This is a genomic window from Bacillus sp. CHD6a (assembly GCF_001293645.1).
Lineage (GTDB): Bacteria > Bacillota > Bacilli > Bacillales > Bacillaceae_I > Sutcliffiella_A.
On sequence record NZ_LBMD01000001.1, the window covers coordinates 138,561 to 152,620 of the forward strand.

12 protein-coding genes and 1 pseudogene are annotated in these 14,060 nt (G+C 30.9%); all 13 read right to left on the minus strand.

All coding sequences use genetic code 11. The annotated features are described in order from the left end of the window. Nucleotides 1–142: 142 nt before the first annotated feature. The 13 genes and pseudogenes from AAV98_RS20650 to AAV98_RS00850 all read right to left on the minus strand — a co-directional run bounded on the left by AAV98_RS20650 (nt 143) and on the right by AAV98_RS00850 (nt 13,919). Nucleotides 143–322 carry a hypothetical protein gene (locus AAV98_RS20650; protein ID WP_231687666.1) on the minus strand — a complete coding sequence of 60 codons (180 nt, stop codon included), beginning with the start codon at nt 320–322 and terminating at the stop codon, nt 143–145. Between the two features lie 262 nt (nt 323–584). After that, the gene (locus AAV98_RS00785) at nt 585–1,763 is read right to left on the minus strand and encodes a hypothetical protein (protein WP_060663649.1); all 1,179 of its coding nucleotides are present in this window, start codon (nt 1,761–1,763) and stop codon (nt 585–587) included. Between the two features lie 80 nt (nt 1,764–1,843). Continuing rightward, entirely contained in the window at nt 1,844–3,289 is a 1,446-nt protein-coding gene (locus tag AAV98_RS00790; protein ID WP_060663650.1) for a hypothetical protein, read from the minus strand. An 86-nt stretch (nt 3,290–3,375) separates the two neighbouring features. After that, on the minus strand, nt 3,376–4,383 hold the full coding sequence (locus AAV98_RS00795) for an ATP-binding protein (RefSeq protein ID WP_060663651.1): 1,008 nt from the start codon (nt 4,381–4,383) through the stop codon (nt 3,376–3,378). Nucleotides 4,384–4,395: 12 nt separating this feature from the next. Next, a complete protein-coding gene (locus tag AAV98_RS00800) occupies nt 4,396–6,336 on the minus strand; it encodes a hypothetical protein (protein ID WP_060663652.1) in 1,941 nt (646 codons plus the stop codon). Continuing rightward, on the minus strand, nt 6,329–6,994 hold the full coding sequence (locus AAV98_RS00805; protein ID WP_060663653.1) for a TnsA endonuclease N-terminal domain-containing protein: 666 nt from the start codon (nt 6,992–6,994) through the stop codon (nt 6,329–6,331). Before AAV98_RS00805 ends, AAV98_RS00800 begins: the two co-directional genes overlap by 8 nt. 511 nt (nt 6,995–7,505) lie before the next feature. After that, the gene (spoIIP, locus tag AAV98_RS00810; RefSeq protein WP_060663654.1) at nt 7,506–8,414 is read right to left on the minus strand and encodes a stage II sporulation protein P; all 909 of its coding nucleotides are present in this window, start codon (nt 8,412–8,414) and stop codon (nt 7,506–7,508) included. Beyond that, nucleotides 8,404–8,943, minus strand: coding sequence for an RNA polymerase sigma factor (locus AAV98_RS00815; RefSeq protein WP_060663655.1), 540 nt, complete (start codon nt 8,941–8,943; stop codon nt 8,404–8,406). The genes spoIIP and AAV98_RS00815 overlap by 11 nt, the downstream gene beginning before the upstream one ends. A 350-nt stretch (nt 8,944–9,293) precedes the next feature. Further along, nucleotides 9,294–9,523, minus strand: a pseudogene (locus AAV98_RS00820) (aminoglycoside phosphotransferase); the annotation flags it as partial. A 209-nt stretch (nt 9,524–9,732) separates the two neighbouring features. Next, the gene (locus AAV98_RS00825; protein WP_060663657.1) at nt 9,733–10,155 is read right to left on the minus strand and encodes a hypothetical protein; all 423 of its coding nucleotides are present in this window, start codon (nt 10,153–10,155) and stop codon (nt 9,733–9,735) included. Between the two features lie 1,176 nt (nt 10,156–11,331). Further along, a complete protein-coding gene (locus AAV98_RS00835; protein ID WP_060663659.1) occupies nt 11,332–11,775 on the minus strand; it encodes a hypothetical protein in 444 nt (147 codons plus the stop codon). A gap of 1,030 nt (nt 11,776–12,805) precedes the next feature. Next, a complete protein-coding gene (locus AAV98_RS00845) occupies nt 12,806–13,228 on the minus strand; it encodes a hypothetical protein (RefSeq protein ID WP_060663661.1) in 423 nt (140 codons plus the stop codon). Nucleotides 13,229–13,382: 154 nt separating this feature from the next. Continuing rightward, on the minus strand, nt 13,383–13,919 hold the full coding sequence (locus AAV98_RS00850; protein WP_060663662.1) for a hypothetical protein: 537 nt from the start codon (nt 13,917–13,919) through the stop codon (nt 13,383–13,385). Nucleotides 13,920–14,060 lie beyond the last annotated feature (141 nt).

Sequence of the window (14,060 nt, forward strand, 5' to 3'; positions counted from 1 at the left end):
ATTTTTTCTTGTTCTCTGAGGCGTTTTTCAATGGAATCTAGAAATTTGATGGGGTCTTTTCCTTGCCAGCTTTCATTAATTTCACAAACAAGGTCAAGATCGTATTCTTGTTGTTTACGTGGTTTGACAGTGGTGTTAATGCTTAGGGATGAGGATAAATAAGTATGTCTTTCCCGTTGAAGTATGTTTCATCTTTTGATAACCAAGTACTTACTGATAGGTATCTATTTTCTGCTAGATCTCGCTGCGATTTGCTTATTTGAAGCTTTTGTCCGACACGTTGTAATAAATCGTCTAACTGATTATTAAAGTTACCAAACATATATGTCCCCCTCTAAATCGAATGTTTGTTCTATCTTTAATCATTATATCCCAACCTATTTTATTTGGTCAACAAAATATCAATATATAGTATGTTTGGTGGGTGAAAAACACTTTATATAGTGCGTTATATTGAATGATTTTGAAACATTCTATTAAAACTACTACTTTAGTGAAGAGTGTTTAGTTGTCTATGATGTACAAAAGTTAAAATCCGCATAGCCTTATGCCGGCTCATAAATTAAACTTAGTTCATTAAAATATTAAGAATCTTCATATGCTAGCTTTTCCGTTATGATTTCTATTTTGCTCTCTTGGATATTCAGCACTACTCCCATGAAATTATTACAATTTAATAAATTCCAATCAATTCTAGAATCTGTATATTTAAAGTGGTGATTTAAATCATGTGAGTTTTGAATTCTCTCCAAATCAAATAACAATAGATGGCAGAATAAAAGTAATAAAAAATTATGAAGGTCTCTTTTACGGATCCCATATGAATTGATTTCCAGGTAAAGTCGAGAAATAATTTCATCATATCTACTACACGCTAATCTAGGTTCATCCCAAATAAAAGGATACTTTATTTTTCCGTTATCAATGTTTCTTAGATCATAATTCATCGAAATATACATTCTCCAAAGAAGATAAGCGGATACTTGTTTAGAAATAGGTGAAGAAAGTGGATGTAACCTAGATAAATTATAAGCTAACTTATATTCATCATTTCTTAATTTTTTTCTTATATTTTTCTTTACTGATGCCAAAATCATTTTTGAATTCCGAAAAAATTCTTTAAAGTTAAAGTTATTACTGTTATTTATACTTTGGTTAAAATATTTAGTTTTTATTGAATATCCATTTTGTTCATTTGGGAATTGGATAATCTGAAATATCTCAGGAGGTATTGACCCGTATATTGGAAAGATTACCGTTACGCCTTGCATTCTTAATTGTGAATCTATCCATTTATTTATCCGTGTCGGTGTGGTGTGAATAGTTTTTTCTGAAAATAGATTATTTAAGAAAGTGTCTCTATTTATAAAATTAAAATTACATTTACAAACAAAAGCATTCCTATTCTCGAAAATGCTTTTATAAATCAATTCACAATTGCAGTTAGGGCAGCGACTATATAGTTTTTCTTTATGAAAGATACATTCTTTTAATAGTGTGAACTGATGCAGATAGCTGTGATATCCACGATTAATACAAATTGGACAAAATCTCACTTTGGTTGAAATGTAAATTTGATATTTTTTATTAATAGTAAGGTAAGAAAGGTGATTTAATTCGGAATTTGTAATTTTTCTAATTAAAGGACCGCAATGTTTATAAAAAATCTCCTTAATTCCTTCATCCTTCAACTCTTCACCTGATACTTGATTAACAAACTTAAATTTTTCGGCGATTCCCCATGTTGATTCGTATTCTTCCATCCAACTTTCTCTCCATGAAATCATAGCTAAACCTCACTTTTTAATATCAGTGAGGACAACTTATTTAGCTTTTATACATCTCAGCGAAAATATCTTTTAGGTTTAGGCTTTACATAAGTGGAATCTATTCTAAACTTATTATTATTTACACATTTTTTTTCGTTAATTAGTATTAACTTCTTTTTTATATCAGTTAGTTCAGATTTTGTTCCCTTTATCAAATAATAGTTTCCCTCAGTTTTAAAAATTATCAATTTGCTCATATACTTAAAGGTAAATATTGAATCAATAGTATAAATGTTTTCTTGATTGTTCCAGTTCAGGGCATATTCTAAACACCTATAAAATTCGGCCCATATCATTTCTCCTATAAAATTGTTGATGATCCATAAATAAGTGTGTCTAGATAATGAGATAGAACTGGGTAATATACCTTCTCCTTCCAATTCCTTTAACCAGTTTTTAAAACGAAGGGATGACACTGGGTAACCATAATCAAGTATTCTAAATCTATAAATAGGGGCCGTACCCCAGTTATCTACATCTTCATAACTTTTAAATCCCTGAAGTCTTAGTCTCCAATAAACATAAGCTATTGCAATAGGACATAAATTTTCGTCATTAATATCATGTCTGTATCTTGTTAATTCTTTAATACAACTAATATGATTTTTTAAGATTGTTTTTCTTAGGTGTCTTGAAATGCTATTAAATAGCTTATCTGTTTCATTATATGAATATTCGACATCTTTGTTTTCAAAAAGCGATTCGTAATAGTATTCGTTTTTTAAGTAGGGTCTTTTTCTAACTCTTTCCTTTACTAAACACTTATCTAAATATTGGTTACGTGATTTATGCTTACAAGAATCCTTTTCATTTAATATTGAAAGTAAGAATGGAATGTCATATTTGAATTCCACTTCTTCATTCTCCATTTTCAAAAAATGTTCGTCAAAAATTATGCTAGTCCTTATTTTATTGATTTCATTAATATTTAGTGTTAACCACCTTTCTACATTCTTATCTGAAATTTTTGGATAAAAATCATAATTTAAATGTCTTTCATCACTTGAATATTCAAAACTGCAAAAAGTACATGCATATTTGTTATTTATAGTACCACCATTATTTAGGTCATATGGAATTTTCGCTTTACATTTAGGACAACAGTTAATAAGCTTAACATTATGAAAAGGACATGTATGGACGAAGGAAAATTGATGTAATGTTGAATGGAATTTATTTGTAATACATAAGGGGCAGAAGTTTAAGTTATTATCAATATATTTATATTTTAAATCTTGCCTATTACTTAAAGGAGCTAAGATTTTCGTTAATAATTGTTCATTCAATTTTTTCAATGGTGAAGCAAATACTTTCTCTAACTTAATTTCATTAAATCCATTTAATAATAGAACGGATTTGTTAAATGCTTTTGTTTTGCCTTTTGAGTTTAGTGTATCTTCTTCTCCAAATATTAAATACAGTTCTGAAAAAGTGAGTGCATTTAAATAACAGTACTTCATAAATATACTCCAAGGAGATTCAAAGGAGTAGGTCCAGGATTTATTCCAGAGACTTTCTGCTACAGGTCTTCTTTTATTCCTAATTATTAACTGTTGGATGATCTAAGCACCTCCGCGTTTAAATAACCTGATACGAAAATGGATTCCTTCCAAATTGCTGCAGTTGGCCAAAATATTGCTTCATCATTTGCTCCATATTTGAGCAATACATAATTAATCACTGCTATTAGATAGTGCATCGGTATTTCTACACCTTTTTTAATTCCATATTCAGCTCGAAGTTCAACAATTGAATTCCATATATTATTTGTTTCATTTTCAAGCCTTTGGCCTTTCACAAATCCTTCTGGAAAAAAGAAATTTGTATAACTACAATTACTCCCTTCGGGAAATTCAGTAATGCTATCATATGAAGCTAATAAATAAGCCAACTCATCTTTTCTTCTTATCCCAAAGAATCTTTCTTCGTGGATCATAAACCTTCCTACAATTTGCTTGTCCGTAGTTATAAATAAGTTACGTCTTTGAGATAACTCCGTTTGTCCAAACAATAAAGTTGTTAGTGTAATTCCAAAACTATCCAGCTCGTTATACAAATCCATTAACCATTCGTACTCTATATTGGTAAGTCGTTGAGCATCATCGATAAATAATACTATTTGATTTCTTATTGTTTGGTCACCTTTGTCTAAAAGGAAATTAGTCAACCTGTCTCTTTTGGCGCTTGGCTTTCCTATTGAATAAATAGAATGTCCAACATCTTTAAGAAAAAACTCAAAAAAACTATCTTCATTAGGTGTTCTTTTCTTTCGGGTAAGTATTGATAGATTTAGCCACTGATTAGGATACTTGTAATCAAAAACATTCCTAATGTACTTTATTGCACGTGACTTGCCTAACCTAGGTTCACCAAAAACAATTCCTCCTGGGACTCTTAAGTTAATCCAATTTAAAATTGATTCTGCAACTGCATTTATAGCTAATGTGTCCACTATATAATCCCCAGTTTCAACTGGGTGTCCCCCCACCGGTATAGTTGGTCTTTTTAAAATTATTTCTTCAACAAAATCCTCATTTTTTTCCATCTTCAACATACTCACCTCATCTTAAGAATTGAAAGAAAATCGTTCTAATTTTGGTTTTTTTTGTGTGTTGTTAGATCTAAACAACCGTGTTACATTACTGTTTTTTTCTTCCGAAGGGTCTATATTTTGCTGACTTGTGTAAGCCTGTGCATCAGCTTTGTATTTTTCCTCTATTTCCTTTTGATGTTTTGCTATTTGATTGCGAGCCTTTTTGTTTGTTTTTGCTTTTTCTAACAGGTAATTGTGGTAAATTTCGATAGGATCATCATCAAGTAGAAATTTAATTTCTCTTCTATATGCAAGTTTGTTAATTGTCTTTCGTATTTTTAAAGAATGTTTGCGAATGCACCATTTTCCTTGTGCTTTTAATAATCCCAATTCACTTCCATCGGGTAAGTAGGCTGTGATATATCTGAGGTCCTCAATATTCACTTTTAAAGCAACCTTTGTATTAACCAGGGTATAATTTTCAGCTAATAATTCATTTCTATATTCTACCCCTTCATAGTGAATATAGGGTCTCTTCCCCGTCTTCATATTACCTCTAATTACCCTTGCATCTTGTATAGTAGTAAATTCTGATCCATCCCTATATTTATCGCCGAGTATTCTAAATGGTGAATTCCTTTGAATTCTTTGATTCATTACTTCAAGTGGACTCAAATGGTTTAAAGATCTTTTTGGAGTATTATTTAATCTCGCAATCAATACTTCTACTAGTTGCTCAATTTCATCTGGAGTAATTTCATATTTAATAGCTTTCTCCACGGGTTTTTGTTTTTTGGGGTCTTTAGGATTGCTACCCGTAGTGCTAATAGTCCGATGAAACCCACTTTCTTCTAATAAGTCAAATAATTTTTCAATATGTGGTCTACGAGTTGGCGTTCCAACCGGACCGAAATTCATACGAGAACCAAATAATTTTTTTGTTTTATCTTTAACTATTTCAGCACGGTTTGCTTTAGCATTATCCATTGCAATTTCATCCCATATTGCAAACTGTGTTTCTGAAATAACTTGTGAATGGTAACCATTTGTTGGAGCACATAAACCATTTATTGTGAATTTTGGTGACTTGTGAGGTAGTACAGAATTTTTAAAGCATTGTATAACATCAAATGCACTATACTCTGAATCCAAACATATATGATACCCAAGTGTTACGGTGGTGGCACAATCTACAACCGCTAAAATCCAAATTCTATTAATTTCTTGTACAATCTCATCACCTTCTAGAGTTGTATATTTTATTGCTAAAGTAATATCAAGTTTGTGACCGTCAAACTCCACTCTCTCAAAAGGTCTCTCAATTATATGATTCATGTCACCAACTCCCGTAGAGTTAAAAAGAGATATTGCAGAATCACCAAAATCTTTTATAGCCCTTTGTGGATTCTTTTCTTTTAAATTTTTCACGTAACGATAAATTGCCCTTTTTCCCCAATCAACAGTATTGAAAGGATACTCTCCTTTTTCAGGAGAAATATTTAATTTTTTACATTCTTCAATAAATTTTTTGTGAATATCTTTAGGTCGTTTGTAATTATTGTCCGGCTTTATTTTTCGTTTAGGAAAAACTAAATTGTGAATCAATTCATCTAGTTGCGGGTATAAGTTTAAAAGCTTCTTAAATGCACCAGTTAATTTCGTGTCACTATTCTCAAAACCATTAATAGACTCTAACCTGTTATAGGAAACTAACCGTTTATATGGAATTAACGCAACATAGCCATTTGGTAGTCCTTGTTCATTTAATGAAATACATCTATTTAACAACCTGTACAGTTCAGGAACGACAATCTTAGAAGTATCAGATATTTCTTCTACTGATAGTTCACCATCTAAAATTGAATCAATAGCATTTTTTCTATTTAAAAAGATTTCTCTTTTATCTTTATCTAAGCTTTCTGGATTAACTGATGGCCAATTTCCTCTGCAGATACCTACATAATCATTATTCATTTTTATGAAACACCTCAGTATATTGATTAATTGGAGCTACTTCAATATTCAACATAATTTTATTGTCTAGATATAATGAAAAGATATAGTTATACAATTCCGAGATCTGGACTTCTTCAAAATAATTGGAAATGGCTTTTATAGTTACTTGTTCGGTACTTTTTAGAAATTTTAGTATTCTGAAATATATTAAATCTGTTGTAGCTCTCTTCCCTAAATGAATATAAGGCAATATTATTCTTGAATTGCTAAATAAAGGATTAACTCTTATTTGTTTCTCCGTCACAATTCTATAATTATAATTATTGTTTTCACACCAATTTTGTTGGAGCCGTATTTGTTTTGACACTCTATCTTTACGTTTTTCAAGATTTTCAATGTCTCGTGAATACTTAACCTCAACAAACTCTTCTTTTCCATCTTCCCATAAAAGCCACATATCAAAAATTGACTCTCTATACTCATTATCTATATAACCACTTATTTTTAATGGCTGCTCGCAGAATGCTTTTATGCGAGGATTACTCTCGATTAGTATCCAGTGATCATATTCGAGTTCACTATAAAAGAATACATCTCTACCGATTTTTTTGCTGTTACACTCCCAAAAATTACTTCCAAAATGACTTGTCTTTTTTTGTTTAACAGGAATATACACTTTAGATGCCTCCTCTTTCTTCTATTAATTTCCATAGATTATTTGTTTCATCCCATAATTGACAACATTCGGAAGGATTATTTATATTTCTCATTGACTTCTCTTTAAACTAGATATTTTCCTTCAAAGAAAAAACACTAGTTTTGCTGAATCTTGATGAATCAACGCTACCATATACAACATTATGCTATTTGATATAGGATTCAATAGCTGAATCATTTATTAATACATGAAAAGAGCCAAATTGTGTAATGGAAGCATCTACACAATTTGGCTCTTATTTATTTTTGGAGTATTAAGCCTTTTACTTACCAACTATTGCGCTAGATAGCTGAAGACTTGAATTCAAGCTAACTTGTATAAATTCTCAATTATAGCCTTCTGTAACGAAATAACATTAAGTTTATCCAGCCATAAATTACATCTATTTTATAGGTCGTTCTTCTATCAAGTTAAAGTGAAATTTTTGTGTACAACATAAGTAATTGGCCCCTTAGTTAGTAAGACAAATTTATTCTAAATCATCCATTACTTTTTTAACTACTTCTGCAAAGATTTCTGCTGTTCTATATGTCTCTTCCAAGGAATTTTCTATACCACCTATTTCTACTAATACAGAATTAGGATGAAGGTCTTGGTTATAGTTGTTACGTGCACTTTCACCAGGTAAATATATTCCTCTAGTGATACCTGGATATAGTTCTTCTAGTTTTGAATTCAGTTCTATAGCAAATTCGTTGTTAATATCATAATGTTCACCGATAGAAGATACAGCAAATAGAATCCTTGCATAGTCTTTTCCATTAATTTTAACTGTTGTGGCTTCTCTTTTTTGTGAATCTCTGTGTAGATCAATAACCATTTTGATACTTTCGTGCTCATTTAATGTATTTTGTAAAATCTCTCTTGAAATTAGATAGGAATCTGCAAACATTAGATCCCTTTCGTTTAAAACACTAGCTATGTCGGTATCATCATAGATAGCGTTTATATTCTTCTCATTTAGAGCTTCACTTAATTTCTTACCAACTAATGTAATATTTTTAGAATCACTAAATGCATTTTCACTACTACTTTCATTTAGTTCTGGAGTGAAGGACTCTTGGTTATGTGTGTGGTAAATAAATACTAATGGTTCTTTTTTAGTACTATTGATTACAGATGAAGATGCCCCTTCATCTAAGTTGTATAAAGCATTAATCAATACATCCTTTCCACTGAACAAAAATATCCAAGAAAAAGCAACTGCAAAAAGAAAGACGCCACTCCAGACTGCAGATAATCTTTTTACTTGTATTCTTTTATCCATACTTCTAGCTTTTTGTCTTAATATTTTTTCAGTAGAGACAACGAACTCTTCTCTTGGCTGTTGCTGATAAGTTCTTTTGATAGTATTCATTAAATCTTTCTCATTTAGCATTTGTCAAAACCTCCTCAGTAGCAAAATGCAATTTGTTTTTCAGTGTTTTTAAGGCTCTATGATAATCCACTTTCACTTTTGATTCACTACATTTAAGAATTTCTGAAGTTTCTTTTATCGAAAATTCATTTATTCCACGGAGAATTACTACAGCCCTATAACTGGGCTTTAATTTTGAAATTGCATCATGCACTATTTCTTTCATTTCATTAATTTCATATTCTTCATCAGGTTTTTTATTATTTGATTCTAATTGTTTAAAAAATCCCTCCCTAAATATTGTGGCAAACTTTCTTTTTCTATAATGATCAATTGCAACGTGTTTCGCGATGGAAAAAATCCACGTCTTGAGGTTATTAGTACAATTAAAATTGGGTAGATTTTTTAACACTCGAATAAATACTTCCTGTGTTAAGTCCTCTGCATCATTTAGATTTCCAGAAAAGCAAATAAGAAATCGATAGACATCTAAATGGTGTTTATTGTAAATGACAACAATACTGGATTCGATATCCTTTACATTAATCAATCTTTTCCCCCCTTGTTTTCAGTTCATTTATAATTCGTTTGAGTTATGTAAAAAGTTACAGTTAATTAAAATAAAGTGCCGCTTTTTCATCAGACGATGTTGTAACCGTTAACGAATGACCAACAACAAAAAATCCCCATCCATTTATTGTCTAAATTCATTAATGGGAAATTTGTATAGTAAGCTTTTTACGGTAAGTAAATAACTTCCACAAATAAAATCGTAACCCTCTTTAGTAAGCACTGTTAATTGGAACAAATAAAAATAAGCGCTTATCCTTTTTTCAAGGATTGCGCCCAGATTGCGGAAGACTCGATTTCGAGATAACTTGTATATGTTCTTCGATTAAACAAAGGGTAATTTCCGGCCTCTCCTTCAATGAAGGATAATATCTCCCTATTTTTTCATCAATACCCAAAAACTTCGGAGAATAATTAAAACCTTTGCTCTCTAAGTGCTGCAATAATTTATGTATTTCCAAACTATTAGGTTTTATTTCTCGTCGAACTGTATCTTCGAATCGATATACATTTGAGACATTCCCTCCAGCTAACTTTTCTTCTTCCTTAGAGTTTGACATTGTATTCATCTCCCTTACTAACAATTAAGGCTCTCTATATTACTCTCCTATCATCCGTTGTTAAAAGAAAAAACGATTGTCTATATTGAACAATCGCCCTATGATTGTTGAATAGATAAAACCACACAGAATTACTGTGTAAAAAGGGCTCTTTCATCAAAAAAGATGTGCGGAGCCCTTCTACTTCAGCTATTTATGTCACAGCCTCTTTATTTATGGAATGTTACTTCTGTTTTCCATTCACCGAGATTGTTCTCTTCTGCGATTTGATTAACTATATTCCTAATGCGTTGTATAGTTACATCTTCTTTTTCAGTTTTTGGTTTAACTACTTCAATGAACAGGTTTTGGATACTGGGTGAAAATTCTCCCGTGAATGTATGTCTTCTATAACCAGCTTTTTTTAGTTCTCTATCAATTTTGTTATGAAAATCCGCATCAATAATTTTTTTACCTATAGCGTTAGTTCTTCTTTCAAGTTCAGGATCCTTTACGTTTAGTACTTCTCCTTTTTTGAGTTGAATTTCTTTATCTCTTGGATTAGAATTAAGGCTTTCTGCCTGAAGAAGCAATTCATTAGAGAAAAAAAGTGAACCAGTTATTAAGCATACAACTAAATATCTAAAAAACATTATTCATCTTCTCCTTTATTTATATCCTTATTTCCTTAATTAGTCATTATGTTTTCCTAAAAAAAATAAGTTATGAAAATTACACAGAAAAAAACAATAAAAGACATAACGACACTCTAATATTGACAACCAAACTGGAAGCTTAGAAAAGTAAAAAGACTCGTCGATCGTTGACGAGTCTTTTGTCTTGTAATATAAAGTGTTACCGGTATAACGATCTTCAATTAAAGCTCTAAGATTGTTGAATATGAGAGGTTTTTACATTTCAACTCTTTATCACCCTAATTGACTATAAAAAACGTATATTATCGCTCCTGTTAGAAATAAAACCACTGAAGATCCAACAATCACTCTAGTTTTATCAAGGGATCCATCATCCTTATTAGAAAAAAACCTTTTATATTACGACATAAATCAATAAAAAGAGTTATTATGTCCAATCTAGTACCTCCTCCGTAGACATACATAATATAAAATTCTTTAACTAGAAAAAAACAAAAAATATAGAATATTACGCGAGGTGTCCTCTTGTTTTAACCAATATCTAATACCTATTGCAGCCAAAGGTCCGTCATTTTATTTCAATATTAATAAACAGTTGCTCAGTTAATGCTGTACAATTCTTAAGTAAAGAAGTGACACCCTATATGCTGCAATCGCTCCTATATTCCGAAATAACAACCCAGTTCAATTAGATTGACTAAATGGACTTGCTATTGATTCAGTACAGAAAATCCAATCCAAGCAGTTAGTATAATGTTCGGAAAGATCAACAACACAGGCACCCACCTAATATTCTTTCTGAGAGTGAAAGCAGCTCCAAGGTAAAAGAGTGGAAATATTAACCCCCACCACTCAAACCGTGGTGTTGCAGCTAAATATAGTGATAAAGGTAATATAAGTATGCTGGATATTACAAGAAATTTTGACTTGTTAGTTCTTAAAGCTATAAAAGCTAATAATATGGATACAATCATAAGCGGCCAAAATAATATTCCCATAGCAAGTACCTCCTTAAAGCTTCCCAACAACGCAAAAACCATTTTCATATCACTATAAGTGTATTCGGGACTGATATTGAGAATTCCTTGTTTATTACACTACCCTTTAATTCAAAAAAAGAACATTTCTCCTTCTTCAAAAAATGCCCTAGTTTGTTGAATAACAAGGGAGTGTTTAATTTTTAATTTCCCACTCTAACTCTTCATTCTTAATTACTTTTTCTAATAAGTTATCATCTGCGATCTTAAAAAATCCATCTCCAATTTGTATATCACCTTCACCGAAAACGATACCATCAACTTTTGAATCGGTATAAAATGTAAGTGAGTATTCAGTACCAGGAGTTCTATTTTGTTTCTTTAATTTCATATCAGAAGGCTCTTCTAAAATCCTATTTATAGTATTTTCATCAGTTATGATAGCCGTTCTCTGTACATACACTTGGTTATCGTCTCTTGTCCTCCAAAGAATTTCAATTTTGTTAACTTGTTCGCCTTCACTCAGCATATTCGATACAGCTTCCTCATAATTAGTGTTTTTCATTCTATCCTGGATAAATAATATCCCAGCAACTATGACAATTAAACTTATCACAGTAATGGTTATTTTTCTGTTCAAATCGTTTTCCCCCCTTTGTGATGAATATTATATACATACTCTAAAAAATCCCTTTTTGAACTATTTTGAGAGACTATCACAATTAAAATTTGCGGACCGTTTTTTCCTACCATAGATTCTAAGCAAAGAGCGAAGCACTATGCTGCAATCGCTCCTATTTTGTAGAAAAGATATAAATTTCTCAAAATGGTAATGGGAACTCCGAATTCTTAACTTTGTCAAATTGTAATAATCTAATTGTCCCTTATTAAAACTTCTGTAAAAAGTTCGCCTTTGGTCTTAAATACTGGAAAAGAGCAAAAATTAGAACTAGCAATATTAAAGAGTTCTTTACTAACCCTGAACTTTTCTCTTATTGTTTTTATTTTGAATAATGAGAAGGATAATTGCCTGGGTTAAAATAGCCAATAAAAGAAAAAACAAATGTGAAGTACGATATTGTAATAAAGAGCTTATAAAGAATATAGGAGCTGAGGAAAGTAACGATATATATTGGTTCTTTGTTAAGAGGTAAATTATAGTTGATATACAAGACGTTATTAATAGCAGTTCTAGAATCATTCCTATAGTATTTCCGTTCATAATATCGAGTAGCTGATATATATAATTCATTTATATCTCCTCTTTCTGTGGAATGTAATTTTTCTGTATTAGGTTTATTTTTATCATCTTTTTGAATAAGGTGTTCCCGAACCAATTGGTGTTAAAACACCTAAAATCATAATTATAATTCCAAATATAATTAAGCTGGCAACCAATATAACTCCTCCTTCTTCAAATATCATTATCCACATTTATTGGTGCAAAGTTTTAGCGTGCGGTTCACTTCTTATTCCATTAAACTGCCCTTTAATGGAATAAGAAACATTTCACATCTATATAATACCACAAATTTCCCAATTATCTTTTAACTTACAAATAGTATGACAATTAAAGGTGCAATATCAATGAAAAAAGTAGTCCATTTTGGACTACAATTTAAAGTTTTGTACTCGAAAACTGAACTACTTATTAACTTAATAAGGGCTTATTACCTTCGCTCAGCATAAAATTCGTCTTCATTTTCAGTTGCATCTAATATTTCGGTATCACAGCATAAATCAGAGTCATAAGAAATTTTAACAAACACAGTATCGTTACTGTTCCCTTTTAATAAAGTAACTTTTAGGTTTTGATATTGTTTACCTTCTATATTTTCGTTAATATATGATACCTTTGCTTTTTTATGTCCCTTAGCGTAAACATACATAATTCCCTCTTCTGAGCCTAAGCTATGAATGATTTCATCTTTGGAGGTTTCCGCACCAATTAACCATTGATTAACTTCATCTGGAATTACAGCATCTTTAGAAAGATATTCATAACCGATTATGTTTTGGTTCTGATTTTGTTCAATATTACATCCACTAAAAAGTAATAAAGAAAGCATTAGTATTACACTGAAGCGTCTCATACCATCCCCCTATTCTCATTGAATTAGACGAAACCCCAACTATTTTTGTTTCGGTGGTATTCAATTAAACTCCCTATTCTTGAACAAGTGTCTATCCGAACTACTCCTACATTCACACTTGTTAAAACAGTATATTATCTATGGTTTGATTTTCTCAGTTACTAATTTCTGCATTTCTATCCCAAATTTCGATAATCTCACCGTTCACATCATATCCGACTGCATTTTCCAATTCTTGAAAAAACAGTACTGAGTCTATTGATAAAAAAGTTGGATACTTGGTTATGAATGTATTATTCTTTGCATCAATTTCTTGTGTTTCTCCGTTTTTATAGTGGAGAACAAACTTTTCTACCGTATGTTCATCTGTTGTAATTGCACCATGAATAACATTTCCTATTCCATCAAAATGGTTAGCGGAAACCAAAAAAGGTAGACCTATTTCAGATGAAAAAGTCATACCAACACTTTGCTCGTTGTCATATTTGTACTTATTACCTTCTTGTTCATAAACCCCTAATATATGTTGATTTTGGTCTAGATAGTAGACTAATTTGTTCTCTCGGTCTTCGTTTATTACTTTTATTGGAGATTTCCAATGACTTTGAACCGCTTCTTCAAGAGTCTGGTATCCATTGTTACAACCAGATAAAATAAATAAAATGATTATAAAAATTGATAATATCCTCATTTTTTCACTCCCTATATCCAATAACTTAATACCAATTATTTCATAATTTAAAATTTCCTACAATATTTTATTCTTCATCCTTTGCCAAAATAAAAATGAGCGCTCATCCTTGTTTATGAAAAGCGCCAGTCTAAGAATCAA